The sequence below is a fragment of the Curtobacterium sp. PhB128 genome, assembly GCF_004340725.1.
Classification (GTDB): domain Bacteria; phylum Actinomycetota; class Actinomycetes; order Actinomycetales; family Microbacteriaceae; genus Curtobacterium.
Genome location: NZ_SLUR01000004.1, coordinates 1 through 24,626 on the forward strand (window position 1 = coordinate 1; position 24,626 = coordinate 24,626).

The 24,626-nt window shown below is 70.7% G+C and carries 26 protein-coding genes; 14 read left to right on the forward strand and 12 right to left on the reverse strand.

Features of this window, described 5'->3' with window-relative positions:
- Positions 1-223 precede the first annotated feature (223 nt).
- From EDF23_RS08115 to EDF23_RS08125, 3 genes are all read left to right on the forward strand, one after another.
- Positions 224-799 carry an NUDIX hydrolase gene (locus tag EDF23_RS08115; protein ID WP_194673126.1) on the forward strand — a complete coding sequence of 192 codons (576 nt, stop codon included), beginning with the start codon at positions 224-226 and terminating at the stop codon, positions 797-799.
- On the forward strand, positions 796-1,377 hold the full coding sequence (locus EDF23_RS08120; protein WP_131921371.1) for a DUF1349 domain-containing protein: 582 nt from the start codon (positions 796-798) through the stop codon (positions 1,375-1,377). Before EDF23_RS08115 ends, EDF23_RS08120 begins: the two co-directional genes overlap by 4 nt.
- Before the next feature lie 64 nt (positions 1,378-1,441).
- On the forward strand, positions 1,442-2,470 hold the full coding sequence (locus EDF23_RS08125) for a site-specific tyrosine recombinase XerD (RefSeq protein WP_131921372.1): 1,029 nt from the start codon (positions 1,442-1,444) through the stop codon (positions 2,468-2,470).
- A 55-nt stretch (positions 2,471-2,525) separates the two neighbouring features.
- Here the strand turns inward: EDF23_RS08125 and EDF23_RS08130 are convergent, their stop codons facing one another.
- The 3 genes from EDF23_RS08130 to EDF23_RS08140 form a co-directional block, all read right to left on the reverse strand.
- A complete protein-coding gene (locus tag EDF23_RS08130; protein WP_131921373.1) occupies positions 2,526-2,780 on the reverse strand; it encodes a hypothetical protein in 255 nt (84 codons plus the stop codon).
- Between the two features lie 16 nt (positions 2,781-2,796).
- Complete coding sequence (locus EDF23_RS08135) at positions 2,797-3,633, reverse strand: hypothetical protein (protein WP_131881731.1); 837 nt, start codon at positions 3,631-3,633, stop codon at positions 2,797-2,799.
- A gap of 112 nt (positions 3,634-3,745) precedes the next feature.
- Entirely contained in the window at positions 3,746-4,192 is a 447-nt protein-coding gene (locus EDF23_RS08140; protein WP_207895463.1) for a DUF2510 domain-containing protein, read from the reverse strand.
- Positions 4,193-4,315: 123 nt separating this feature from the next.
- Between EDF23_RS08140 and EDF23_RS08145 the strand changes: the two genes are divergently transcribed.
- On the forward strand, positions 4,316-4,816 hold the full coding sequence (locus tag EDF23_RS08145) for an ASCH domain-containing protein (RefSeq protein WP_243648857.1): 501 nt from the start codon (positions 4,316-4,318) through the stop codon (positions 4,814-4,816).
- Between the two features lie 36 nt (positions 4,817-4,852).
- Here EDF23_RS08145 and EDF23_RS08150 read toward each other — a convergent pair whose 3' ends face one another.
- The gene (locus EDF23_RS08150) at positions 4,853-5,890 is read right to left on the reverse strand and encodes an LLM class flavin-dependent oxidoreductase (protein ID WP_131847179.1); all 1,038 of its coding nucleotides are present in this window, start codon (positions 5,888-5,890) and stop codon (positions 4,853-4,855) included.
- A gap of 50 nt (positions 5,891-5,940) precedes the next feature.
- Here EDF23_RS08150 and EDF23_RS08155 point away from each other — a divergent pair, with 50 nt between their 5' ends.
- Entirely contained in the window at positions 5,941-6,273 is a 333-nt protein-coding gene (locus EDF23_RS08155; RefSeq protein WP_111086578.1) for a TraR/DksA C4-type zinc finger protein, read from the forward strand.
- A gap of 131 nt (positions 6,274-6,404) precedes the next feature.
- Positions 6,405-6,860, forward strand: a complete 456-nt coding sequence (locus tag EDF23_RS08160; protein WP_243648858.1) for a TIGR02611 family protein — start codon at positions 6,405-6,407, stop codon at positions 6,858-6,860.
- A gap of 97 nt (positions 6,861-6,957) precedes the next feature.
- Here EDF23_RS08160 and EDF23_RS08165 read toward each other — a convergent pair whose 3' ends face one another.
- On the reverse strand, positions 6,958-8,211 hold the full coding sequence (locus EDF23_RS08165; RefSeq protein ID WP_123673782.1) for an MFS transporter: 1,254 nt from the start codon (positions 8,209-8,211) through the stop codon (positions 6,958-6,960).
- A gap of 100 nt (positions 8,212-8,311) precedes the next feature.
- On the opposite strand from EDF23_RS08165, the gene EDF23_RS08170 reads away from it, so the two are divergent.
- Entirely contained in the window at positions 8,312-8,677 is a 366-nt protein-coding gene (locus tag EDF23_RS08170; RefSeq protein WP_123294965.1) for a helix-turn-helix domain-containing protein, read from the forward strand.
- A 38-nt stretch (positions 8,678-8,715) separates the two neighbouring features.
- Positions 8,716-10,254, forward strand: coding sequence for a methyltransferase (locus tag EDF23_RS08175; protein ID WP_243648878.1), 1,539 nt, complete (start codon positions 8,716-8,718; stop codon positions 10,252-10,254).
- Positions 10,255-10,288: 34 nt separating this feature from the next.
- Here the strand turns inward: EDF23_RS08175 and EDF23_RS08180 are convergent, their stop codons facing one another.
- Positions 10,289-11,149 (reverse strand): NAD(P)-dependent oxidoreductase, encoded by an 861-nt coding sequence (locus EDF23_RS08180; RefSeq protein WP_131921376.1) that lies wholly within the window; start codon positions 11,147-11,149, stop codon positions 10,289-10,291.
- Positions 11,150-11,289: 140 nt separating this feature from the next.
- Here EDF23_RS08180 and EDF23_RS08185 point away from each other — a divergent pair, with 140 nt between their 5' ends.
- Positions 11,290-11,721: a hypothetical protein gene (locus EDF23_RS08185; protein WP_131921377.1), complete on the forward strand. Its 432-nt coding sequence runs from the start codon at positions 11,290-11,292 to the stop codon at positions 11,719-11,721.
- A gap of 169 nt (positions 11,722-11,890) precedes the next feature.
- On the opposite strand, the gene EDF23_RS08190 is transcribed toward EDF23_RS08185, so the two are convergent.
- Entirely contained in the window at positions 11,891-12,481 is a 591-nt protein-coding gene (locus tag EDF23_RS08190) for a TetR/AcrR family transcriptional regulator (protein ID WP_123294964.1), read from the reverse strand.
- 131 nt (positions 12,482-12,612) lie between these two features.
- On the opposite strand from EDF23_RS08190, the gene EDF23_RS08195 reads away from it, so the two are divergent.
- Complete coding sequence (locus EDF23_RS08195) at positions 12,613-13,881, forward strand: MFS transporter (RefSeq protein ID WP_243648859.1); 1,269 nt, start codon at positions 12,613-12,615, stop codon at positions 13,879-13,881.
- Between the two features lie 48 nt (positions 13,882-13,929).
- Entirely contained in the window at positions 13,930-16,389 is a 2,460-nt protein-coding gene (locus tag EDF23_RS08200; protein ID WP_243648860.1) for a glycoside hydrolase family 3 C-terminal domain-containing protein, read from the forward strand.
- Positions 16,390-16,837: 448 nt separating this feature from the next.
- Here EDF23_RS08200 and EDF23_RS08205 read toward each other — a convergent pair whose 3' ends face one another.
- Positions 16,838-17,854: an LLM class flavin-dependent oxidoreductase gene (locus tag EDF23_RS08205; protein ID WP_123294963.1), complete on the reverse strand. Its 1,017-nt coding sequence runs from the start codon at positions 17,852-17,854 to the stop codon at positions 16,838-16,840.
- A gap of 87 nt (positions 17,855-17,941) precedes the next feature.
- On the opposite strand from EDF23_RS08205, the gene EDF23_RS08210 reads away from it, so the two are divergent.
- Together EDF23_RS08210 and EDF23_RS08215 are read left to right on the forward strand one after the other, a co-directional pair.
- Positions 17,942-20,551 carry a DEAD/DEAH box helicase gene (locus EDF23_RS08210; protein WP_131921379.1) on the forward strand — a complete coding sequence of 870 codons (2,610 nt, stop codon included), beginning with the start codon at positions 17,942-17,944 and terminating at the stop codon, positions 20,549-20,551.
- Positions 20,551-21,063, forward strand: a complete 513-nt coding sequence (locus tag EDF23_RS08215; protein ID WP_131921380.1) for a GNAT family N-acetyltransferase — start codon at positions 20,551-20,553, stop codon at positions 21,061-21,063. Before EDF23_RS08210 ends, EDF23_RS08215 begins: the two co-directional genes overlap by 1 nt.
- 31 nt (positions 21,064-21,094) lie before the next feature.
- Here the strand turns inward: EDF23_RS08215 and EDF23_RS08220 are convergent, their stop codons facing one another.
- The 3 genes from EDF23_RS08220 to EDF23_RS08230 all read right to left on the reverse strand — a co-directional run bounded on the left by EDF23_RS08220 (position 21,095) and on the right by EDF23_RS08230 (position 23,641).
- Positions 21,095-22,132 (reverse strand): NAD-dependent epimerase/dehydratase family protein, encoded by a 1,038-nt coding sequence (locus tag EDF23_RS08220; RefSeq protein WP_131921381.1) that lies wholly within the window; start codon positions 22,130-22,132, stop codon positions 21,095-21,097.
- Between the two features lie 86 nt (positions 22,133-22,218).
- The gene (locus EDF23_RS08225; protein WP_111086567.1) at positions 22,219-22,740 is read right to left on the reverse strand and encodes a ribonuclease H; all 522 of its coding nucleotides are present in this window, start codon (positions 22,738-22,740) and stop codon (positions 22,219-22,221) included.
- A 70-nt stretch (positions 22,741-22,810) separates the two neighbouring features.
- Positions 22,811-23,641, reverse strand: coding sequence for a LysM peptidoglycan-binding domain-containing protein (locus EDF23_RS08230; RefSeq protein ID WP_131921382.1), 831 nt, complete (start codon positions 23,639-23,641; stop codon positions 22,811-22,813).
- A gap of 105 nt (positions 23,642-23,746) precedes the next feature.
- Between EDF23_RS08230 and EDF23_RS08235 the strand changes: the two genes are divergently transcribed.
- Positions 23,747-23,998, forward strand: a complete 252-nt coding sequence (locus EDF23_RS08235; protein WP_131921383.1) for a hypothetical protein — start codon at positions 23,747-23,749, stop codon at positions 23,996-23,998.
- Here the strand turns inward: EDF23_RS08235 and EDF23_RS08240 are convergent.
- On the reverse strand, positions 23,995-24,567 hold the full coding sequence (locus tag EDF23_RS08240; protein ID WP_123341236.1) for a hypothetical protein: 573 nt from the start codon (positions 24,565-24,567) through the stop codon (positions 23,995-23,997). The genes EDF23_RS08235 and EDF23_RS08240 overlap by 4 nt on opposite strands.
- Between the last annotated feature and the right edge of the window lie 59 nt (positions 24,568-24,626).

A 24,626-nucleotide genomic window follows, 5' to 3' on the forward strand; every position in this document is an offset into this window, starting at 1 on the left:
CACGACTCGAGGGCATGAGCCCGGTTCAATACCGAGCTCACGCCCTCGCGGCCTAATCTGACTTCACGGTCCAACAAACCGGGACCAGTTCACAGCTGGCACCGCGCCTCCCGTCTATCTGTGGTCGTGCCCACGGCACCTGGTTCCGGACACGGAACCAGGGAACGACGCGGTGCTGTGTCCGGAACCTGGTTCCGCGAGGGGCGCGTGCTTGGATGGTTGCGTGACTGACGCACCCATCGCTGACGAAGCCGCCTCGTTCGAGGTCACCGAGTCCACCGTCGTGTACGAGGGCGCCGTCTGGGACGTGCGTCGCGACGCGATCGCGTACCACGACGAGACGATGGTGCGGGAGTACATCGACCACACCGGTGCCGTCGCGGTCTACGCCGAGGACGACGAGGGCCGTGTCCTCGTGATCCAGCAGTACCGGCACCCGGTTCGGGTGCGCGACTGGGAGCTGCCGGCTGGGCTGTTGGACGTCGAGGGCGAGGACCTCCAGGTCGCTGCCGCCCGCGAACTCGCTGAAGAGGCCGACCTCGAAGCGGACACCTGGGAGCCGCTGGTCCGGTACAACACGTCGTCCGGCGGGAGCAACGAATTCCTGCAGGTCTACCGCGCCCGGGGCGTGCGGCCCACGACGACGGCGTTCGAGCGCGAGGCTGAGGAAGCCGACATCGTGAAGCGGTGGGTGCCGCGGGCCGAGCTGGTGGAGGCGATCCTCGATGGTCGGCTGCACAACTCCGGGCTGGTCGTGGCCGTGCTCGCGGTGGATGCGCTCGAGCGAGGCCGCGCATGAGCCTGCGAGAACTGGTCGACGCGGCGACGTGGACGCACGAGCCCGAGGCCGTGGAACTCGACGGCGACGTGCTGCGGGTCACGGCGGCCCGGGGCAGTGACGCCTGGCGGACCACGTCGTACGGGTTCGTCCACGACTCCGAGCACGCGCTGGTGCAGCCCCTCGACGGGTCGTTCTCGGTCGAGGCATCGTTCGTCCTCGACTACACGGAGCAGTTCGACCAGGCCGGTCTCTTCCTGCGCGTCGACGAGCGGAACTGGATCAAGGCCGGTGTCGAGTTCTCCGATGGGACGCCGCAGCTCGGCGCCGTGGTGACCCGTGACTTCTCGGACTGGTCGGTGGCGCCCGTGCCGGAGTGGGTGGGACGCGTCGTGACCGTCCGGGCCAGCCGCGACGGTGATGCCGTGACCGTCCGGGCGTGGGCCGACGACGAGCAACCCCGGCTGGTGCGGGTTGCGTACCTCGATCCCGATGCTGCCGTGTCGGCCGGACTGTTGTGTGCAGCTCCGACGCGAGCCGGCCTGACCGTGACGTTCACCGGGTACCGGGTCGGGGCCCCCGACGAGGCACTGCACTGACGGGCTGTCGTCGCGCGGTCCGTCGTCCGGCGTTCGGTGTGCTGCCCGCTAGCCTGCTCAGGTGATGCCCCTCGACCGTGCCACGGAGACGTACCTGCGGCACGTCGCGATCGAGCGGGGACTGTCACAGCACACGCTGTCGGCGTACCGGCGTGACCTGGCGGTGTTCACCTCGTGGTTGGCGACGGCTCCGGTCGTCGAGTCCGACGGTGCCGACCGCGCCGGCGGGGCGTCTGCGATCGACGACGTCGGGCGGCTCGCTCGGGCAGACGTGTCGGAGTTCGTGACCTACCTGGCGACGAAGCCGGACGGTCCGCTGGCGCCGAGGTCGATCGCCCGGATGCTCAGCTCGGTGCGCTCGTTCACGGCCTTCGCGGCGGGGGAGGGCTGGCTGCCGCTCGACCCCGGCACCGCCGTCCGGCCGCCGAAGGCCCCGATGCGGCTGCCGAAGGCGATCTCGGTGGAGGACATGGAGCGGCTGCTCGGAGCGGTGTCGACGGACGGCTCTGCGGATGGTTCCGCAGACGGCGCTTCCGGTGTGGACGACCCCGTGCGGCTGCGGGACAAGGCGTTGCTCGAACTGCTCTACGCCACCGGCGCGCGGATCTCCGAGGCGGTGGGGTTGTCGGTGGACGACGTGACCACGCTGTCCGACGACTCGGCTCCGGACGCCGACGGTCTCGCCGTCGTGAAGGTCACCGGCAAGGGGAACAAGCAGCGGGTCGTGCCGCTCGGCAGCTTCGCCCGGGCGGCGATCGACGCCTACCTGGTGCGGGCCCGGCCGGTGTTCGCGGCACGAGGGGCCTCGACGCCGGCGCTGTTCCTCGGCGCGCGGGGTGCCCGGCTGTCGCGGCAGAGCGCGTGGCTCGTGATCCAGTCGGCGGCCGAGGCGGCGGGACTCGAGGCGCATGTGTCGCCGCACACGTTCCGGCACTCGTTCGCGACGCACCTGCTCGAGGGCGGTGCCGATGTGCGCGTGGTGCAGGAGTTGCTCGGGCACGCGAGCGTCGCGACGACCCAGATCTACACGATGGTCACGGCGGACATGCTGCGGGACGTGTACCAGACGGCGCATCCGCGGGCGCGGCGGTAGGTCTCGTCGCGGCGGAAGGGTCTCGCCCACGAAGGCGAGACCCTTCCGCCACGCATCAGTTCGAGTGCCCCCGGCGGCGACGCGTCCGATGGTCGAACGAGGCCCAGGCGAGGAACATCCCGGTCAGGAGACCGAACATCCCGACACCGAGGAGGCGCAGCTCGACGTCGGAGATCCCGTCCGGCATCACGCTGACCAGCCATCCGAACCAGAGGACGATCGGCAGGACACGCAGGAGCCTCGAGGTCCAGCGATCGGTGAATTCCCCGGCCGTGGACAAGGCGAACCCGACGAAGAGTCCGACCAACATGGGCGCGATCATCGGCTCAGCACTTCGGGAACGTCGGCCACCACTGGGCGATGACGCCGGGGAGCCCCGCCAGGTGGAGTTTCACGCACTTGCCCCCTGCGAGCTGTGCCGTGCTGAACGCGGCGAGCACACCGCAGGTGACCGTTAGTGCCCGCAGTATCGGTACGGGTGACTTGGAGAAGAGCGCGGCGCAGCTCGCGACCGTCCCGACGACCGTGGCGCTCTCTGCTCGGTTGAAGGTGACGGTCCAGTAACCGGGGAACGTGCTGTAGCGCGGATCGGCGACGACCGGATAGGCCGTCCGCGAATCGACTTGGATGTCCTGGACCAACGTTGCCCCGTCGACCCGGTAGCTCGTCGGCAGAGCTCGTCCGCTCGCATCGACCGCCCACGGTGCGTCGATTCCGGCGATCAGACCACCGTTGCCGTCGCTCACACTCACCCGCCCGTCCTCGAGGAGCACCAGTTCGACATCGTCGTTGAACGCCCAGCTCGCACTGGACGATGCCGGAGCGCTCATCACCGCTGCGTACCGTGTCGAGTTCTCATCGAGCCGGTCCGCTGTGTACTGGACGCCGGCCTCGTGGTCCGAGTTCGGGCCGGGGGTGATGGTGGTACCCGATGATGTGCCCGGGGCCGCTGAGGGGGCACCCGATGCGAGCACCGCAGGGCTGTCCGGAAGGAAATCGTCGGCGAGGCCAAGCGCGCGCTCCGCAGCCTCGACGGCCCGGATCGTTTGATCCTCTCCGAGGGGAGCCGCTGCGGCTGGTGTTGCGGACAGGAGCGCACACCCCAGCACGACCGACGACATGGCCGCGAGAGCAGATGCCCCGCGCGTCCCGAGCTTGTTCATGGTTCTCCCTCCAGTACGGCGTCAGTGCCGTACTGGAATACTGCATGATGGATCTAAGAGTCCTCAACCCCTGGCAATCCTTTGCCATCGGTGAGACTGATCGACGCCCCGGTCAGAAGAGGTGGAACTGCGCCGACGCCGCCACCGCGCCCGTCGCGACCGCGACCACCACCGCGCTCGAGGACGCACTCCTCGCCGCGACCGCCCACCCGCCGGTCGCACCGGGGCGAACGACACCGACGAGCCCGCACACGAGGGCGAACGCGCTGCAGACACCCAGCGGGTTGATGAGGATCGACGTCAGGGCCAGCAGCACCGCGAGCACCGTGAACACGCACAACCGTCGATCGCGACCGCCGCCGGATGCCCACGCGTGGGTCCGGATCGATGCCGTGTGCACGGAGAACGAGGGGCCGACAGGTGCGACGACGATCGGCAGGACCGGTTCCGGAGCACTCGGCAGGACACGGGTCGCGGCGCCCCAGGCGTGACCGTCCCACCAGCGGAGACGACTGGCGTCCTGCGGGTCCGGGAACCAGCCTGCGGCCGGCAGTGTCACGGGGACTCCTCGAGGTGCGGGGGATGGTGCTCCTCGACGGTAGGGGACGCCGCCCCGCCGCCACAGTCCCAAGGCGGGTGTCGGCACAAGTGCGGACACCCGGCGGTGCGCTACGGTCGGCTGGTGACCGCGAGCCTGGACGACTTCTGGAACGAACGGCGCGACGAGGCTCCGGAACTGCCTGCCGAGGTGCCGGAGGCGTGGTCGTTCGGTGCCACTCCGGAGCAGGCAGACGAGCTGCTCGGCCTGGTGCTCCGCGGCGTCAAGGACGGCACGGCGTCATCGCTCTGGGACTACGAGGCGACGGGTGACCCGCTCCCCGCGACCGGTGAGTGCAGCATCGTGACCGACGGCGCCGGTGTTCCCCGGGCCGTCATCGAGACGACGGACGTCCGGATCGTCCCGTTCGACGCCGTCGGGGCCGAGCACGCGCGCGCCGAAGGCGAAGGAGACCGGACTCTCGAGCACTGGCGCACGGTGCACGAGGCGTACTGGCGCGCGCACTCCGAGAACCCGCGCGGCTTCGAACCGGACATGCCGGTGGTCTGCGAGCGCTTCCGGCTGATCTGGCCGACGCCGACGCCGACGCCTGCGCCGACCCAGACGACGACGACGCCGGAGTAGACGCAGCCGCCGACCGTCAGCGCCTGACCGAGCAGATCAGGCCGGGACGGGTGCCGCGTCGACCTCGGTGAACACGTCCTTGACGGCGGCGAGCAGTCTCGCGTTGAAGTCGACGCCGAGCTGGTTCGGCACCGTGACGAGCACGGTGTCGGCAGCGCGGACGGCCTGGTCGGCCGCCAGCTCCGCGACGAGGTCCTCGGGCGAGCCGATGTACGAGCGGCCGAAGCGTGCGAGCCCGCCGTCGAGGTGCCCGACCTGGTCCTGCCCCTCGACCTGTGCGCGGACGCCGAAGTAGTGCCGCGACTCGTCGTCGATGATCGGGATGATGCTGCGGGAGACGGAGACGCGCGGGGTCCGCTCCCAGCCCGACTCCGCCCACACTCGACGGAAGCGCTCGATCTGTTCGGCCTGCAGTTCGTCGAACGGCACGCCGGTGTCCTCGGTGAGCAGGGTCGACGACATCAGGTTCATGCCCTGCTCGGCGGTCCACTCGGCGGTGGCTCGTGTGCCGGCGCCCCACCAGATGCGGTCGCCGAGCGAGTCGGAGAGCGGGGAGATCGGCAACGATCCGACCGAGCCGGTCATCTGCGGGTTGGCGTTCGCCATCGGTTCGCCGGCGATGGCGCGACGGAACACGCTGGTGTGCGCGCGGGCCATGTCGCCGCCGTTCTCGTCGGACGCGTCCGGCACGTAGCCGAACTGCTGGTAACCGGCGAGGGCGGTCTCGGGTGAGCCACGGGAGACGCCGAGCTGCAGTCGTCCGCCGGAGATCAGGTCGGTCGCCGCGGCCTCCTCGGCCATGTAGAGCGGGTTCTCGTAGCGCATGTCGATCACGCCGGTCCCGATCTCGATGCGGCTGGTCTTCGCGGCGATCGCGGACAGCAGGGGGAACGGTGCCGCCTGCTGCGGTGCGAAGTGGTGCACGCGGAAGTAGGCGCCGTCGACGCCGGCCTCTTCAGCAGCGACCGCGAGGTCGATCGCCTGCACCAGGGACTCACGCCCGCTGCGCACCTTCGACCCCGGCACGTCGCGCCAGTGTCCGAACGACAGGAACCCGATCTTCGTCATGTCGATGCAAACGCATCCGGAGAGTCGGGCATTCCGTCACGACTACGGTGTCCGCCATGGACGACCCCCGCACCGCGCTCGACACGGAACGCGCTCGCAACGAACGGCTGCTCGCCGACGTCGAGCGGAGCATGCGCGACGTCAGTGACGCCCGCCAGGACGCCAACTCCGACGACGAGCACGACCCCGAGGGCGCGACCCTCGCGTGGGAGCGCGGCTCGCTCGGCGCCGTCCGCGACGCGGCCCGGCAGCGGATCGAGCAGGTGGACGCCGCGCTCGCGCGGCTCGACGCCGGCACCTACGGAACCTGCGCGGTCGGCGGCGAACCGATCCCAGCGGCCCGATTGGCCGCCGTCCCGTGGGCCGCGACGTGCGTCGCCCACGCGTGACGGGCCTCCCGGCGGACACCCGCTGACGGACGGGAGGCACGGCGCATCCCCGCCACGCGACTTCCGTCACGCGCACCGCGCGTCCACCGCGTGCGCCGCGGATTCCCAGCCGCACGCCCTACGTTTTCGGCATGGACGGCGACGCGAACGACGGACCCGGCGAGAGCCGGACCGACGGTGCGCCGCGTCAGCGCTTCCAGTGGTTCCACGACATGCGGACCTGGATCCACGCCAGGCCGCACCTGCACCTGTTCTACAAGGTCCTCGTCGGCATCGTCGGCGGGCTGGTCGTCATCATCGGACTCATCCTGGTGCCGCTGCCCGGGCCGGGGTGGCTCGTGGTGTTCATCGGGCTCACGGTGCTGGCGAGCGAGTTCCACTTCTTCCACAAGATCATCGTGTGGCTCAAGGCGCAGCTGCACCGCTTCTGGGACTGGGCCAAGCGGCACGGACCGAAGCGCCTGCGCGATGCTGCCGACCGGGGCAAGGCCGACGTCGACGCCGCCCACACGGGTGCTGCTCGGACGGTCGGGGTGCGTGCTCGTGGACGGGCGCGCGGCGCGAACTCGGCGCACCCGGGCCACTAGCCGTCAGCTGGTGCGAGGTTGATCACTCCGTGCGGTGCTGTGGCCTCGCACCGTGTGGTCAACCTCGCACCAAGCGGGTGCCGGGCGGACGGCCCGCCTACTCCGCCGCGACGCGGATCGAGCCGGTGGCGGTGCGCTCGATGACCTCGGCGGCCTGCTCCTCGACGGCGGCCGCGTCCTTCGACGTCAGCTGCAGCACGAGCGCGACGACGGCAGCGAGGACGATGAACCCGCCGTACCCGGCGATGACGGGGACGAGTCCGATCGACGGTTCGAGCAGCCCACCGATCACGGCGGGGACCCCGAACGCCAGGTAGCTGACGACGTAGATCGTCGAGAGCAGTCCGGCGCGGTGGGTCGGTGCCGCGGTCGCGAGCAGCATCCGCAGCGGCGCCTGGAACCCGGCACCGAAGCCGACGCCGGCGATCGCACTGCCGACGACGAGGCCGGGCAGGGAGTGGGCCATCACGAACGCCACGGTCACGATCGGGCCGAGCACCAGGGCGACGAGCCCGACGAGCACGGCGCGACGAGCGTCCATCCGCTGCGTCGCGAGCCCGGTCAGTGCACCGACGCCCGTGACGACGGCGATGAGTGCGCCGGCCGCGAAGTGGTTCGTGATGCCGAACACCGCACCGAGGGCCGAGGGGACGAGCGAGAGGAACATGCCGCCGAGGGCCCAGCTGGCGACGAGGGAACCGACGACCCCGCGGAACAGTCGACGCGAGCTCCGCGGCACGCTGATCGTCGGGCGCAGCGAACGGAGCGCTCCGGGGCGCCGCTGGACCTGCTCGGGGACCACGAACAGTGCCAGCACGAGGAGCACGAGCAGTGCGCCGAAGACCAGGTAGACGAGCTGCTCCGGCGCCGGACCCCACTGCACGAGTGCACCGCTCGACATCGCACCGGTGGCGAGTGCGATCGGCGGGATGACACCGTTCAGCACGCCGGCCAGGGTCGGGTGCCGCTCGAGTGAGTTGTCGATGAGGGCCGCTCCGAGCGCACCGATCAGGAGCCCGACGGAGACGCCCTGCACGATGCGGTCGACGATGAGCGCGCCGACGCCGTCCGCGATCGCGAACAGTCCGAGCGACAGGGCGACGCCCAGGCCTCCGGCGACGAGCACGGGTTTGCGGCCGACGTGGTCGGACAGTCGGCCGGCGATCAGCAGACTCGCGAGCAGCCCGGCGACGTAGATGGCGAAGACGCCGGTCAGCATCAGTGGCGTGAGGTGCCACTCAGCGGCGTAGACCGGGTAGATCGGCGAGGGGACCGCGGACGACGCGACCGACACCAGGAGCATCGCCGCGAGGATCCAGAACCCGGCGACCGAGCGAGCTGACTGCTGCATGAGCATCCTTCCGATGGTCCGTTGTACGACTGCATTCGTACCGCAGTCCGCAGTACGACGCAAGTCGTACAGCAAGCCGAACGGTGGTAGCGTCCCGTCCATGCCCGCGCACGTCGATGCCCCCGAGCGGCTGCCCCAGCCGTCCGTGGCCGAGATGGACCTCCCCGTCGTCCTCGATGCACTGAGCGACCCGATCCGGTTGGCGATCCTGCACCGCTACCTCGTCGATGCCGCCGGTGGTGAACGGAGCTGCGGCTGGGTCGGCATCGACCGACCGAAGTCCACGCTCACCCACCACTTCCGGGTCCTGCGCGAGGCCGGACTGCTCGAACAGCACCTCGAGGGCCTGACCCGCATCAGCCGGGTCCGGGTCGAGGACGTGCAGCAGCGGTTCCCGGGGCTGCTCGACCTGGTGCTCGACTGGCAGGTGCCCGCGGCGCTGCTCCGCGACGGGATCGAGTCGTGAGCTCGGTACCCGGCGCGGGTTCTGGCGCCGGGGACTCCGTGCACACGCTCCCCGACATCGGTGCTGACCCGGCCGTGACGACGGCGCTCGCCGCGGACCTCGACGCCGCCGGCTTCACCGTCGACCGGGTCGACGCACTCTGGGGGACCGAAGCGGCCGCATCGCTGCACCGGGGGTCGCGAGTGGCGGCCCGCCGTGCCCTGGCTGCTCGTGAGACATCCCCGCTCGGCACCCTCGCCACCCTGTTCGTGCTCGGGCTGCCGACGTCCCGCGCGGACGCAGCTGCCGCGTTCCCGACCGCCGGGCTCGACGCCGTGGTCGCGGCCGGGCTGCTGACGGGCGTCGGAGACGACGTCCGCCCGACGGTCGACCTGCGCCCCTACGCCTTCGTCGACGACCTCGGCGCCGGCAGCTGGTGGATCGCCTCGGACCTCGGCGAACTCGCCCTCGGCCACGCGATCAGCGAGGAGCACGTCCTCGGCATCGGCGGCGCCACCACCACGCTGAGCGGTCTGCAGCTGCCCGTCCCCGTCCGCACGGTCCTCGACCTCGGCACCGGCTGCGGGATCCAGGCCATGCACGCCCGGCGCTTCGCCGAGCACGTCGTGGCCACCGACATCTCGCGCCGCGCCCTCGACATCGCCCGCTTCAACGCGCAGCTCAACGGCATCGACGGGATCGACTTCCGGTACGGCTCGCTCTTCGAGCCCGTCGCGGGGGAGCGGTTCGACCGCATCGTGTCGAACCCGCCGTTCGTCATCACACCCCGTCGGCCGGGCGTCCCCTCGTACGAGTACCGCGACGGCGGCATGGTCGGCGACGCGCTCGTCGAGACCGTGCTCCGCGGCCTGTCCGAGCACCTCGAGCCCGGTGGGACCGCGCAGCTGCTCGGCAACTGGGAGTACCACTGGGGCGTCGACGGCCTCGACCGTGTGCGCAGCTGGTTCGCGGACACCGACCTCGACGCGTGGGTCATCGAGCGCGAGCGCCAGGACCCCACGTCGTACGCCGAGACCTGGATCCGCGACGGCGGCACGAAGCCCGGGACGCCCGAGTTCGACACGCTGATGGGCGCCTGGCTCGACGACTTCGCGGACCGCCGCGTCACCGGCGTCGGTTTCGGCTACGTCGTGGTGCGTCGAGCCCTGCCAGGAGGAACGGCGAGCCTCCGCCGGTTCGAGCGCGTCCCCGAGACGCTCGGCTCCAACCCCGCCGGGCTCGGCGCCACGGTCGCTCGCGTCCTCGACGCGGCCGCGTGGCTCGCCGCGCACGACGACGCCGCGCTCGCCACGGCACACCTGACGGTGGCGGGCGACGTCACCGAGGAGCGCTACTACTGGCCGGGCAACGACGACCCCACGGTGATGACGCTCGTGCAGGGCGGCGGACTCGGACGGCGGGTGGACGCGGACACGGCGCTCGCTGCGTTCGTCGGAGCCTGCGACGGGGACTTGTCCGTCGCAGCGATCGTCGGCGCACTGGCTCAGATCACGGGTGTCGACGAGCAGGTGCTCGCCGCCGACCTGTTGCCGGCGGCGCGCGACCTGGTGCTCGACGGACTGCTGCTGCCGGCCTAGCGAAGGGGCGGCTCAGCGGCGGACGCGGGCGCTGCTAGCGGCCGTCGCGCCAGCTGTGCTCGGGGGCGTAGCCGAGCAGCTCGCGGGCCTTCTCGGACGACAGCAGCGAGCTGACGCCGTCGATGTCCGCGCGACGCTCGATGTCGGGCACGTAGCGCTCGACGAGCTCGATCGTCGGGGTGTCCATCACGGTGTCGGGGCTCGCGATGACGAACGCCTCGAACCCGGTGAGCTCGGCCTCGACGGCCTTGCGGACCGCCTGGGCGCCGTCACGCGAGTCGATGTAGGACCACAGGTTGAAGGTCTTCGCCTCGGGGGTGGCGTCCCACGGGAACGCCGGGTAGTCGGTCTCGTCCATCACGTTCGAGAACCGCAGGCCGATCATCTTCAGCTCCGGGTCCCAGCGGGTGAAGTGGCGGGCCATCTCCTCTTCGACCGCCTTGCCGAGCGAGTACGACGACTGCGGGCGGACCGCGAACTCCTCGTCGACGGGCAGGTAGGGCGGGTGGTGCTCGCCCATCGGGATGCCGAGCAGGGTCTCGCTCGACGCCCACACCAGGTTCTTGATCTTCGCGGCGCGTGCGGCGTGGAAGACGTTGATCGACGCCGTCACGTTGTTCGTGATGAGCGCTACGTCGGGGACCTGGCCCGGCGCGGGCACGGCCGCGAGGTGCACGACGGCGTCCACGTGGTCGTACCGGTCGTCGATGCCGAGCAGGGCGTTCAGGACCTGGCCGTAGTCGGTCAGGTCGATCCGGACGAACTGCACGCCCTCGGGCTGGTCGGCCGAGGGCACGCGGTCGAGCAGCACCACGTCGTACCCGTGCGCATCGAGGTCGCGCACCACCGCTCGTCCGAGCTTGCCGCTGCCGCCGGTCACCACTACACGCGTCATCGCGTCACTCCACATCCTCGTCGGGTCGCCCTCCGGGCACGCCCCATCCTGCCCGGCGCCGCCTGACCCGACCAGGCCCTGTCCGTACCCCGCTGTCCGGCGGGGAACGCCGAATGTGATGTTCCGGCTACGCTGCAAGTGTGAGCACTCTCGCTGACCTGGTCGACGCGGGCAAGATCGGTGATGCCGTGCAGCAAGCACGCGGGCTCACCCCGGAGCGGGTTCGCGAACTCCTGTTCGCGTCCGGCGGCTTCATGCGAGACTCTGGGCCGTACGACGAGTTCTTCCGGCGTTGGTACGCCACGCTCGACAGTCCGTACCTGCGCGCAGAAGCGGTTGACCGGTTCTGCCAGGCCTACCTGACCGAGCTGGCCGACGTCCCCGGCGCGGAGCAGTTCGGCGCGGCATTGGCGACAGAGTCGAAGCGAGACGTGCTCGGGCACCTCGCGAAGGAGATGCGCGGGCGCAACATCTCGGATTGGTCGACCTCGCCGGAGGAGCCCCTGTCGAAGGCGCAGGTCCGTGCGTGGGCCGACGCGTCGTACGCGCTGGCCTCGGTGCGGTTGCCCTGACCGTCGCGTGACCCCGCTCCGCCGCGCGAACCAGGTTCCGGACACGACACCACGGAATCGCGCGGTGCTGTGTCCGGAACCTGGTTCCGGCGGGGCGCGCGCGGGAGCGTCGGCGGGGCGCGCGCGGGAGCGTCGGCGGGGCGCGTGCGGGAGCGTCGGCGGGGGAACGTCAGGCGGTGGGGGCGACCTGGGCGATCGCGAGTCGGGCCACGAGCTCGACGTGCTGCGCCATGTCCCGCGACGGGTCGAACAGCCACTGGATCTGCATGCCGTCGGACACCGCGAGCAGCACGCTCGTCAGTTCCTCGGCATCGACGTCGGCGCGGAGCCGTCCGTCCTGCTGCATGGTGCGGAAGTCGGCGGACAGGTCGCGACGGCTGCGCTCGTAGCGCTCCTGGAAGTACGCGTGCGCGGGGTGCTCGGGGTCGGTCGCAGCGGCGGCGGAGAGGTTGACGAACATCTGCACCAGGCCGGGGACCTCGGCGTTGTGCCGGACGATCGCGGCGAGCAGGGCGGCCGGGTCCGGCGCCTGCCAGTCGTGCTGCAGGTCCATCTCGTCGCGTCGGCGCAGGATCTCGACCCAGAGCTCGTCCTTGGAGTCGAAGTAGTGCAGCAGGCCGGCCTGGGTCAGCCCGACGGCGTCGGCGATGTCCTTGATGCTGGTGCGGCGGAACCCCTGCGAGGCGACGAGGTCGAGCGCGACCGTGAGGATCTCCTCGCGCTTCGCGATGCCCTTCGCGTACGAACCCCGTCGTGCCATGGCAGGACTGTACCGCTCGGAGTGCACACAGAAAACCTAGCCGCACTTGGTTTTGGTGTTACCGTGGGCGGAGCCGCCGACGAAGGCGTGCGAGTCACCGGTGCAGGTGGCGTACCCGAGAAGAGGTTGCAGTGGCCAACGACGCCCTGACCGTCAACGACACCCCGACCGCAGTCGCACCCACGCGCGGCCGAGGTGCCCCGCTCATGTACACGCTCGGCATGCCGATCGCGATGCTCGGCCTGTACATCGCGCTGCTGCCGCCGGTGCTGGTCGCCATGGCGCTCAAGGTCGCCGAGATCGCACCGGACAACCAAGCAGGTGTGCTCGGCCTGGCACTCGGTGTCGGCGCGTTCGCCGCGATGGTCGCCAACCCCCTGGCCGGTCGCTTCAGCGATCGGACTGCCGGGAGGCTCGGCATGCGTCGTCCGTGGATCATCGGTGGCACCGTGGTCGGCTTCGCGGGCCTCGTGGTCGTCGCGACGACCACCTCGACCGTCGTGCTCGTCCTCGCGTGGGGCGTCACGCAGATCGCCTACAACGCCACGATCGCCGCCATGACCGCGGTCCTGCCGGACCACGTCACGCGGTCCCAGCGCGGCCGGGTCGCGGCGCTGCTCGGGCTCTCCCAGAACCTCGCGCTCGTCGGCGGCACGTTCCTCGTGCAGCTCTTCTCGACCTCGGCGACGCAGATGATCATCCCCGGTGCGATCGGGTCGATCGTCGTCGTGCTCTACGCGCTCGTGTTCCGCGACCGCGTGCTGACCCACCGGCCGACGTCGAAGCTCGGCATCGGGCAGGTCTTCGGCTCGTTCGTCTTCAACCCCGTCAAGCACCCGGACCTCGGCTGGGCCTGGCTCACCCGGTTCCTGATGGTCGCCGCGCAGTACACCGCGGTGAGCTACCTGACGTACTTCCTGCGGGACGACATCGGCGTGGACCCGGACCACGTCGCGAACGCGGTGTTCCAGGGAACGCTGTGGAACGTCGTCGGCATCGTGCTCACCTCGCTCATCGCCGGCTGGCTGTCGGACAAGCTCGGCCGCCGCAAGCTGTTCGTCGCGATCGCGGGCATCGTCGGCGTGGTCGGGCTCGTGATCATCGCGCTCGCGCCGTCGCTCGGCATGGTCCTGGTCGGCGAGTTCGTGATGGGTGCCGGCATGGGCGTCTTCTACGCCGTCGACCTGGCGCTCATCACCGACGTGCTGCCGTCCGACGAGGACAACGCGAAGGACCTCGGCGTCGTCAACATCGCGCAGGCCCTGCCCCAGTCGATCGTGCCCGCGGCGGCCCCGGGCGTCATCGCCCTGACCGGCGGGTACAGCGGCTTCTTCATCACCGGCGCCGTCGTCGGACTGCTCGGCATCGTCTCGGTGTCCCGCATCCGCGGCGTGCGCTGACCACGCTTCCCCAGGCTCTGAACGAAAGGACCGACCACCGTGACTACCGTGAACGACGTGACAACTGCCTCCAGTACGGCCGAGCGCATCGACGCGCTCGTCGACCAGCTGACCACCGACGAGAAGGTGCAGCTCCTGACCGGGCGCGACTTCTGGACCACCTGGCCCATCGAGAAGATCGGGCTGCGCCGGATCCTGATGTCGGACGGCCCCTCGGGCGTGCGTGGTGAGGTCTGGGACGAACGCGACCCGTCGCTGAACCTGCCCTCGGCGACCGCGCTGTCGGCGTCCTGGGACCGCGCGATCGCGAAGCGCTACGGCGCCGCAGCAGCCGTCGAGGCACGCCGCAAGGGCGTCGACGTCGTCCTCGGCCCGACCATCAACCTGCACCGCTCGCCGCTCGGCGGCCGGCACTTCGAGGCGTTCAGCGAGGACCCGGTCCTGACCGGTGACCTGGCTGCGTCGTACGTCGACGGTGTGCAGGAGAACGGCGTGGCCGCGACCCCGAAGCACTACATCGCGAACGACTACGAGACCGACCGCTTCACCGCGTCGACCGAGGTCTCCGACCGGGCCCTGCGCGAGCTGTACCTGCTCGCGTTCGAGAAGGCCGTGACCGAGGCGCACGCTTGGGCGATCATGTCGTCGTACAACTCGGTCAACGGCGTCACCGCGTCGGAGCACGACCTGCTCGAGACGCCGTTGAACTCCGAGTGGGGCTTCGACGGCATCGTCGTGTCCGACTGGACCGGCGTGCGCTCGGTCGACTCGGCGAAGGCGTCGCAGGACGTCGCGATGCCCGGGCCGAACCAGTGGTGGAGCGAGGGCCCGCTGCTCGCCGCCGTGCAGTCCGGTGCCGTGCCGATCGAGGCGATCGACCGCAAGGTCCGCCGCATCCTGACCCTGGCCGCCCGCGTCGGCGCACTCGAGGGCTTCGACCCCGTGGCCGCGCAGCCGGTGCACGTCGAGGACGGCGTCGCCTTCGTCCGCGAAGCCGAGGCCGAGGGCACCGTCCTCGTTCGCAACACCGGCGTGCTGCCGCTCGACGCGCCCGCCGTCTCCCGCATCGCCGTCATCGGCCACAACGCCGACCAGGCCCGCACGCAGGGTGGTGGCTCGGCCACGGTCGTGCCGTCGCAGGTGGTCTCGCCGCTCGACGGGATCCGCTCGGCGTTCCCGGGCGCCACGGTCGACTACGCGATCGGTGCCGTCGTGCAGGAGGGCATCGCGGAGTTCCCGCTGTCCACCATCACGAACCCCGGCACCGGCGAGCCCGGCGCCCGCGTCGCCTTCGTCAAGGACGACCAGGAACTGTACGTCGAGGACCGCCGCGCCACGGCACTGTTCTGGTTCGGCGGCGACGCTCCAACGCGTGAGGCCGATCGGCTCGACATCACCACGACCTACACCGCGCCGTCCACCGGCACCGTGCGGATCGGCATCGGGGCGGCCGGCCGGTCGCGGATGTGGATCGACGGGGAGCTCGTGCTCGACGAGGACGTGCCCTTCGAAGGCGACCAGCTCGGCGCGGCGTTCCTCAACCCGCCGGCCCGCTCGGTGCCCGTGTCGGTGACCTCGGGGCAGCAGGTCGCGATCCGCATCGAGTACGACGTCATCCAGGACGAGACCCTCGGCGGCGTGCTCGCGTACCAGTTCGGCACCGAGCCGTCCGACGAGGACCCGTCGGTGCTCATCGATGCCGCAGTCGAGGCTGCCCGCACGGCTGACGTCGCCGTGGTGGTCGTCGGCACGAACTCGAAGGTCGAGTCCGAGGGCTACGACCGCTCATCGCTCGCGCTGCCCGGCCACCAGGACGACCTGGTGCGTGCGGTCGTGGCGGCCAACCCGAACACGGTCGTCGTCGTGAACGCCGGCTCGCCCGTGGAGATGCCGTGGCGGAACGACGTCGCCGCGGTCCTGCTCACCTGGTTCGGTGGGCAGGAGTACGGCAACGCGCTCGCCGATGTCCTGACCGGCGCGCAGGAGCCCGGCGGCCGTCTGCCCACCACCTGGCCGGTCGCGATGGCCGACGTGCCCGTGCTGGACGTCACCCCCGTCGACGGCAAGGTGTCGTACGACGAGGGCGTCCACATCGGGTACCGTGCCTGGCTCCGTGCCGGTACCACGCCGGCGTACCCGTTCGGGCACGGCCTCGGCTACACCTCGTGGACCATCGGCGGCGTCGTCGCGACGCCGACCGTGTCCGAGGGGGACGCGGTCATCGTCACGGCGACGGTCGCCAACACCGGACCGCGCGCCGGCAAGCACGTCGTGCAGGTCTACGCGTCGCGCGAGTCCTCGGCGGTGGACCGTCCGGCGCGCTGGCTCGTCGGGTTCGCCCCGGTCCGCCTCGGCGCGGGGGAGTCGACCGAGGTCTCGATCGAGGTGCCGGCCCGGGCGTTCGCGCACTGGGACGGAGCCTGGCAGTACGAGCCCGGCACCTTCACGCTGCACGTCGGAGCCTCGGTCACCGACGAGTCCGGGAGCGCGGCCCTCGAACTGGTCTGACCAGTTCGTCCGGTTTCCGCGCACCGACGACGCCTGTTGAGTAACATCGATGTGCGCCAGTCGGCTGGTTACCGTCGGCGCACGCACCGACTACGGGGTCGCTGGTTGTGCGACTCAGCCTCCTGATCCGGCTGACGATGCCCCAGCTTCCCCGGTGCGTCCAGAATGCGTCCCCGCGTCCGCGCGGGGGCGCATTCGTTCGTCCCGACTGTTTCCGTCCTGGAAGGGGTTCGGCGAACCGGTTGACGGACTTCGTGCGATCCGGGCAAAACGGGTGACGGATGATCAACTTTCTCGTCCTGAGGGCGCAACCGAGTGTGACAAACCGCTCGGTAGGTGGAACGATGGTCCCACCATCCCGTGCGGATCAGGGACGAGATGGTCATCCGGCAGGGCTCTCGAGCATCACCGACTCGATCTGAGCCCCGCCGGGTGTCCTGATCCGTTCTCAGGCCCGCAGTGCCGGCGCGATCTCCTCGGCGACGATGCGCAGGATCCGCTCGTGGGCGGCCACGTCGCCGTTCGCGGGCAGGGTGATCACGAGCTCGTCCGTGGCGGTGACGGCGGGGTCGGCGAGCAGGGCGTCGACGATGGCGGCCGGCTCGCCGGACAGGACCTTGCTGAACCGGAACGGCGGACCGGAGAGCGGTCGGCCCTCGTCGTCCATTCCCGAGGCGTACCCGGTCAGGAACTCGTCGTGGACCGCGCGGTCGTGGTCGTCGAGCAACGGCACGACGATGCGGCCCACCGCGACCTTCGACGTGCGGCCGGTCCCGCCGTGCAGCTCGGTGAACCGCTCGCGGTAGGCGGCGATCTGGTCGGCCTGCGCCTGGGCGAAGGGTGCACCGGTGTCCTCGGTGTTGAGGGTCGAGCAGTGCAGGAGCAGCCCCTTCTCGGCCGTGCGCACCGCGGTGCCCATGCTGCCGCCGCCCCACCACACGCGGTCGCGCAGGCCGGGGCTGAGCGGCTGCAGGGTCAGGTCCGCACCGGCCGGGATGCTCTCGTAGCCAGAGCCGGCGCTGCCGAGTGCGTCGCCGTCGAGCACCTCGAGCAGTCGGGCGGCCCGGGCCTCGGCCTCGTCGCGGAACGAGCGGTCCACGGAGCCGAACACCGGGTCGAGGATCGGCCCGTACCCGGCGATGCCCGTGCTGATGCCGAGCTGCACGCGCCCACCGCTCAGCAGGTCGACCGTGCTGGCGTCCTCGGCGAGGCGCACCGGGTCCTCGTAGCGCATGCCGAGCACCGCGGTGCCGAAGGCGATGGTGCTGGTCCGTTGGGCCGCGGCGGCGAAGAACGTCATCGGGCTCGTCAGGAAGGGCTCGAAGTGCCGACCGCGGACCCAGCCCGTGCCGTAGCCGAGGGTCTCGGCCGTCTCGAACAGCCGCAGACCATCCTGCAGGGCGCTCGCCGCACCCGCAGTGCCGCCGTGGTTCGGGACGAAGGTGAGGAAGCCGAGTTCGCGCATGACGCGAGTCTATGCGCGCGTATGGAGCCGGGCCTCCCGGTCGTCCGTACCGACCACCTAGTCACCGCAGCCTGGGAGGATGGGGCCATGACCGACGTCACCACCGTGCCCCCGCTCGTCGCCGCGATCCCGGCGGCGGTGGACGGCGTCGTCGACGCCGACGAGGTCTACGAGGCATTCGCGGCCTGGGCCGAGGAAGGCGGCCGGCCGCTGTACCCGGCACAGGACGAAGCGGTCATCGAGCTCGTCTCCGGCGCGAACGTCGTGCTGAGCACCCCGACCGGCACCGGCAAGTCGCTCGTCGCGGCCGGCGCGCACTTCGCCGCGCTCGCCGAGGGCAAGCGGAGCTACTACACGGCACCGATCAAGGCGCTCGTCTCCGAGAAGTTCTTCCAGCTCGTCGAGCTGTTCGGCGCGCAGAACGTCGGCATGGTCACCGGCGACTCCAGCGTGAACGGCGACGCCCCCATCGTCTGCTGCACCGCCGAGATCCTGGCGAACCTCGCCCTGCGCGAAGGACCCGACGCCGACGTCGACGTCGTGGTGATGGACGAGTTCCACTTCTACGGCGACCCCGACCGCGGCTGGGCCTGGCAGGTGCCGCTCCTCGTGCTCGAACGCGCGCAGTTCCTGCTGATGTCGGCCACCCTCGGGGACGTCACCACCATCGCCGACGACCTGTCCCGACGCACCGGCCGACCCACCGCGCGCGTGACCGGGGTCAGCCGACCGGTGCCGCTCGAGTACGAGTACGTGATGACGCCCGTGCAGGAGACCGTCGAACGGCTGCTGGAGGAGGGCAAGGCGCCGATCTACATCGTGCACTTCGCGCAGGCCGCGGCGCTCGAGCGGGCGCAGTCGCTCATGTCGGCGAAGGTCGCTGATCGGGCGCGTCGAGACCAGATCGCGGAGGCGATCGCGGGCTTCCGCTTCAGCGCCGGCTTCGGACAGACCCTCTCGCGCCTAATCCGCGCTGGCATCGGCGTGCACCACGCCGGCATGCTGCCCAAGTACCGACGGCTCGTCGAGCAGCTCGCACAGCGCGGACTGCTGCCCGTCATCTGCGGCACCGACACCCTGGGCGTCGGCATCAACGTGCCGATCCGCTCCGTGCTGTTCACCGGGCTGACGAAGTTCGACGGCACCAAGATGCGGCAGCTGTCCGCGCGCGAGTTCCACCAGATCGCCGGCCGTGCCGGACGTGCCGGGTACGACACCGAGGGTGACGTCGTCGCCGAGGCCCCCGAGCACGACATCGAGAACGCCCGCGCCGTCGCCAAGGCTGGCGACGACCAGAAGAAGAAGAGCAAGATCAAGCGGAAGAAGGCACCGGAGGGGTTCGTGTCCTGGGGGCAGGCCTCGTTCGACCGGCTCATCGGTGCCGAACCGGAACCCATGGTGTCGCGCATGCGCATCACGCACGCGATGGTGCTGTCCGTGGTGGCCCGCGGCGGTTCGGCGTTCGACGAGGTGCGCTCGCTGGTGTTCGACAACCACGAACCGCGCGCCCGCCAGCTCGCGATGGCCCGGCGTGCGCTCGTCATCGCCCGGACGCTCATCAACGCGCAGGTCATCGAGCGGGTGCCGGGGCCTCCGGTCTCCTACCGGCTCACCGTCGACCTGCAATCGAACTTCGCCCTCAACCAGCCCCTGTCGCCGTTCGCGCTCGCCGCGTTCGAGCTGCTCGATCCTGCTTCGCCGACGTACGCCCTGGACATGGTCTCGATCGTCGAGGCGACACTGGACGACCCGCGAGCGATCCTGTCGCAGCAGCAGTTCAAGGAGCGCGGCGAAGAGGTCGCCCGCATGAAGCGCGAGGGTATCGAGTACGAGGAGCGGATGGAGCTGCTCGAGGAGGTCACCTGGCCTCGCCCGCTGTCCGAGCTGTTGGAGGCGGCGTACGAGACGTACGCGGCGGAACAGCCCTGGGTCCTCGACTTCCAGCTCTCGCCCAAGGCCGTCGTCCGTGACATGTACGAGCGCGCGATGACCTTCGGCGACTTCGTGCGGTTCTACCAGCTCACCCGGTCCGAGGGCCTCGTGCTCCGGTACCTGTCCGACGCCTACCGGACCATGCGGCAGACCATCACCGAGGAACAGCGGAACCAGGAGCTCGACGACCTGATCGAGTGGCTCGGCGAGGTCGTCCGGCAGACCGACTCCTCGCTCGTCGACGAGTGGGAAGCGCTGCTCAACGGCGACGTGCTGCTCGCCCTCGCCGAAGAGCAGGAGATCGCGCCGCCGCAGCCGGCACGGCTCACCGGCAACGTGCGGGCCTTCACCGTGCTCGTGCGGAACGCACTGTTCCAGCGGGTGCTGCTCGCCGCGCGCGACGACGTCGACGGACTCGGGGCGCTCGACGCAGCAGCCGGGTTCGACGGCGACGCGTGGGACGCGGTGCTCGAGGAGTACTACGAGGAGCACGACACCATCGGCACCGATGCCGAGGCGCGGTCCATGTCGTACCTGGTCCTCGACCAGGCCGGGGCGACGGGTGTGGGGGCGTCCGGCTCTGGGGCCGCAGGCTCGGCGCGTGTGTGGCGTGCCCGGCAGATCTTCGCGGACCCGTCAGGCGACAAGGACTTCGGGTTCTCGGCGACGATCGACCTCGACGCCTCGGACGAAGCCGGTGAGGCCGTGGTCCGGGTCACCGAGATCGGTCGGTTCGACGGGTGGGCCGACGTGGACGTGGACTGATGCCGGCCGGTGCTGGTTCGTCCGTCGTGCGAGCGCTCGGTGCGGACGACGTCGACGCGCTGCAGGGGCTGCTCGAGACCGTGCCGGAGTACGCCGAGCGGATCACCGGGTACCCGCCGGGACCGTCCGACGGGCTGAGCGCACTCGTGTCGGTGCCGGACGGCTTCGACCCGGCGAGCAAGCACGGGATCGGGCTGTGGGACGTCGACTCGCTCGTGGCGTTCGCGGACGTGCTGCTCGGGTACCCGGCACCGACCACGGCCTACATCGGACTGCTCGTCGTCCGTGGCGATCGGCAGGGTTCCGGCCTCGGACGAGTCCTGCACGAGGCCGTCGTGTCCCTGGCAGCTGACGCCCGCGCCGACCGACTACGACTGGGGATCGTGGCGACGAACGCGGCCGGTGCCGAGCCGTTCTGGCGGGCGCTCGGGTACGCACCGACGGGGGAGCAGAAGCCGTACCGGTACGACGGGCTCGAGAGCACGGTGGCGCTGTGGGATCGGGCGGTCTGATCCTCGTGGGTCAGGGGTGGACCAGGGCTGGTCAGGGGTGGACCAGGCCCTTCGCCACCAGGCTCCGGGCCGCCGCCACGATCGCCTCGTGCGGATCACGAGGGCTCCAGCCGAGCACGGTGCGGGCTCGCTCGTTCGAGGTGCGCTTGGCGTAGCCGAGGTCGGGCACCATCGCACGGAACTGCGGCTGGGTCTCGGCCGCGGTCCGTACGACGTCGTCGGGCAGCGTCTGCGTCGGGACCGCCTGGGCGTCGTCACCGAGGTGCTCGCGCAGGGTGGCGGCGATCTCGGCCATCTCGAGCGCCGGGCCGTTCGACAAGAGGAACCGCTTGCCCGCTGCATCCGGGGCGGTCGTCGCGGTGACGTGCGCCGCGGCGACGTCACGCACGTCGACGACGGGGATGAACAGTCGCGGTGTCGCGGGCATCGCGCCGGAGAGCATGGCCTGCAGGATGTGGTTCGCACCGGACACCGCGTGCCCCATCGCCGCACCCATCGCCGCGACCGGCATCGTCGTGACGAGCTCCGGCGCACCGGGCTCGGACGCGACGAAGTCCCAGGCGGCGCGTTCGGCAAGGGTCTTGCTCGTGCCGTAGGCATCGACCCCGGGCCCGTCGAGCACCGTCCAGTCGGCCTCGGTGAACACGTGGTCGGAGTGCGGGTGGCCCCAGCTGACCGCGTGGAAGGCCGAGGTCAGCACGACGCGATCGACTCCGGCCGCGTGTGCGGCGCGCAGCACCCGCAGCGTCCCCTCCACCGCCGGACGGATCACGGAGTCCTCGTCCTCGACGTGGCCGGGCATCACCGGCGAGGCGACGTGGTGCACGACGTCGATGTCCGCGACCGCCTGAGCCCATCCGTCATCGGACGTCAGGTCGGCGGCGACGAACTCCAGCCGGTCGTCGGCGGTCAGGCCGGCCTCGGCGAGGACCGCACGGACCGCGGGTTCACGGTCGAGGGACCGGATCGTGGTGCGGACGCGGTGCCCGGCGTCGAGCAACTGCAGGATCAGGTGGCCAGCGATGAAGCCGGAGCCGCCGGTGACCAGGACGTGTTCGGTGTTCTCCATGCGCCCAGCATCGTCTCGAGGTCGGATGCGGACCAGTGCCTCGGTGTTCCTGGGTCTCCGAGACCCAGGCTGACCGAGCTCGTCGGTCAGAAGAGCGTGGCCGGCGGGGTCGCCTCGGGCAGTGCGGACGGCTCGGTGACCTCGACGCCGGGCCAGCCCGGACCGTGCGGCACGTCGGTGTGGTTCTGGTAGGCGGTGGCCGCACCACGGGCGCGGACGTCGGCGGCCTCGTTCATCTCGTGGCCGACGTGCCCGCGGACCCACTCGAACGTGACCTTGCGGCCCTGCAGCTCGGCGTCGAGCTCCTTGATGATCTCGACGTTCATGACCGGCTTGCCGTCAGCCTTGCGCCAGTTCTTCCGCTTCCACCCAGCGAGCCACTCGGTGCAGGCCTTGATGGCGTACTGGCTGTCGCACAGGATGTGCAGCGGCTCGCCGGTGTCCTTCGTCGCGCGGAGCAACTGCAGGACGGCCGTGAGCTCGCCGATGTTGTTCGTTGCCCGGGGCCAGCCACCGGCCGCCCAGCGGTCGTCGTCGACGTACCAGGCCCAGCCAGCGGGGCCGGGGTTGCCGAGGGCTGAGCCGTCTGCTGCGGCGACGATCGTCACGAGGGGACCTCCTGGTCGGGGCTGGTGCCCGTCGAGCGTAACGGACGGTCGAGTGCCGTCCGCGCCGAGGTCAGCGGCGCGCAGGGTCGAGGTTCAGCGTGCTGCCCTCGAGCAACCAGTCGTCGGCGCGGGTCTCCATGTACGGGTTGAGCCACTGCACCTCGGCCGGCGTGATGCCGAACCGCTGCGCGACCGTGGTCAGCTCGTCGCCGTGCGCCACCAGGTAGTCGGCCGGTCGTCCGTCGGCGTCCGTGACGATGCCGTACGCCCCTGGTCGGTCCTTGCCCACGGTGATGCGCAGGTCCGGGTACGGGTTCGGGATCTTCCACTCCAGGGCGCCGGCGGCGAGCACCGATCCGACCCACGGACGCTTCGCGGGATCTTCGTCCGGCACCGAGGCAGGGACGAGGACGACGCTGCGCAAGTAGTCCGGTCGTGCACCGGCGTCGTTCATGACCACGGTCTTCGGCGGCCCGGAGGCGGCGGTCCACTCGGTCGTGTCCCGCGCCGAGGCGTCACCGCCATCGAGCGGGCTGGCGGTCCGGTGCCGGAACTGCAGGCTCATCTGCTGCGGGTTGGTCGTGCGGTAGCCGGACAGCTGCGCGGTGAACGTACCCTCGTCGTTCGCCACGATGCGCACGTGGATGCTCGTGTCACCGCTCGGGGACGTGACGTCGGTCTCCGCCGCGATCGTGCCCGTGGGCAGGACCTGCTCGACCTCGTCAGGTTCCCCGTCGACTTGCTCGGTCGTGAGCGTCGGATCGGGGATCGGCTCCGCCGTCCGCTCGGTGGCCTGTCGGATCGGCTTCGGCAGGGTGTCGTCCCCGCCGAACGCCGTGCAGCCCGTCAGCAGCAGCCCCACCACCGCCGTACCGATGACCGCGCTCGCCGCGGTCCGCATCCGTGTCATCGTTCCCCCACGGCAGGGAGCGTACCGCCGGGGTCCGGCCCGATCGACCGCCGTGACCGAACTGGTACTCGGGGCACACGGACTACCGTCCGGGTCATGAGCGACAGCATCCCGGAGACGCCGGACCCCGACTCGACCGACACCGCGTACAGCCCGTCGAGCGAGCGGGAGACCGAGGCGTCGCAGACGAACCAGCGCAGCGACGCCGAACTCGAGGCGGACGGCATCGACACGTCCAAGGTCACCGCCGCACCGGGCACGGGAGGCGCGGACGACGCTGGCGACGTGGAACCCGCACCGGACGATCTGCACCTGCCGTGGCAGTCGGAGGAGGACCGCCGGGGCTAGCGGGACACCCGGTCCAGTTCGCGGACGAGTTCCTCGCCGTCGCGGACGTCCCAGAACGCGAACACCTGCGGTCCGAACAGCCCGTCGAGTCCGGTGTTCGCGTAGATCTTGGCGGTCGCTCCGCCGGCGAAGAACGCCGCCACTCCGCTCGGATCGCCGGTGTTCCACTCCACCGAACAGTGCCGTCGGCCCCCGGTCCAGGTGATGGTGCGATCGGTGCGCCCCACCGGGACCTCGCGGGTGGTGTTCGGCCTGATGATCAGCGCGCGGCGGTCGGTGACGGCGTAGACGGTCGTGCGTTTGCGGTGGGCCTTCACGATGAAGCGCCCGAACACGAGGTGCAGGCCGACCAGCGACAAGACGATCGGGATGATCGCGCCCACGCCGAGGTACCCGTTCCGCACGACGTCGAGGACTGCGAACAGGATGAAGCCGGTCCAGAACAGCGAGAACGGGATGAGGAAGCCGTCCCGCCCCGTGAAGAGCTTCGCCGGGTCGCTCGAGCCGGCCCAGTAGAGGTGCTCATCGGGTCCGAGGTGCTCACGGGCGGTCTGCTGAGGATCGTTCACCCCGAAGAACCTACGCCGTCACACACGCTCCGCGTCACGACGGCGCTACCGTCACGACG

Coding starts and splice junctions, on each gene's coding strand:
- EDF23_RS08165 (WP_123673782.1), bottom strand. CDS start 8,211: ATGCAGCAGTCAGCTCGCTCGGTCGCCGGGTTCTGGATCCTCGCGGCG.
- EDF23_RS08205 (WP_123294963.1), bottom strand. CDS start 17,854: ATGCGCGAACTCGGCTTCCTCACCTTCGTCCCGAACCACGGCGGCACT.
- EDF23_RS08170 (WP_123294965.1), top strand. CDS start 8,312: ATGCCCGCGCACGTCGATGCCCCCGAGCGGCTGCCCCAGCCGTCCGTG.
- EDF23_RS08190 (WP_123294964.1), bottom strand. CDS start 12,481: ATGGCACGACGGGGTTCGTACGCGAAGGGCATCGCGAAGCGCGAGGAG.
- EDF23_RS08180 (WP_131921376.1), bottom strand. CDS start 11,149: ATGACGCGTGTAGTGGTGACCGGCGGCAGCGGCAAGCTCGGACGAGCG.
- EDF23_RS08135 (WP_131881731.1), bottom strand. CDS start 3,633: ATGAACAAGCTCGGGACGCGCGGGGCATCTGCTCTCGCGGCCATGTCG.
- EDF23_RS08210 (WP_131921379.1), top strand. CDS start 17,942: ATGACCGACGTCACCACCGTGCCCCCGCTCGTCGCCGCGATCCCGGCG.
- EDF23_RS08125 (WP_131921372.1), top strand. CDS start 1,442: ATGCCCCTCGACCGTGCCACGGAGACGTACCTGCGGCACGTCGCGATC.
- EDF23_RS08235 (WP_131921383.1), top strand. CDS start 23,747: ATGAGCGACAGCATCCCGGAGACGCCGGACCCCGACTCGACCGACACC.
- EDF23_RS08215 (WP_131921380.1), top strand. CDS start 20,551: ATGCCGGCCGGTGCTGGTTCGTCCGTCGTGCGAGCGCTCGGTGCGGAC.
- EDF23_RS08160 (WP_243648858.1), top strand. CDS start 6,405: ATGGACGGCGACGCGAACGACGGACCCGGCGAGAGCCGGACCGACGGT.
- EDF23_RS08230 (WP_131921382.1), bottom strand. CDS start 23,641: ATGCGGACCGCGGCGAGCGCGGTCATCGGTACGGCGGTGGTGGGGCTG.
- EDF23_RS08155 (WP_111086578.1), top strand. CDS start 5,941: ATGGACGACCCCCGCACCGCGCTCGACACGGAACGCGCTCGCAACGAA.
- EDF23_RS08120 (WP_131921371.1), top strand. CDS start 796: ATGAGCCTGCGAGAACTGGTCGACGCGGCGACGTGGACGCACGAGCCC.
- EDF23_RS08220 (WP_131921381.1), bottom strand. CDS start 22,132: ATGGAGAACACCGAACACGTCCTGGTCACCGGCGGCTCCGGCTTCATC.
- EDF23_RS08130 (WP_131921373.1), bottom strand. CDS start 2,780: ATGTTGGTCGGACTCTTCGTCGGGTTCGCCTTGTCCACGGCCGGGGAA.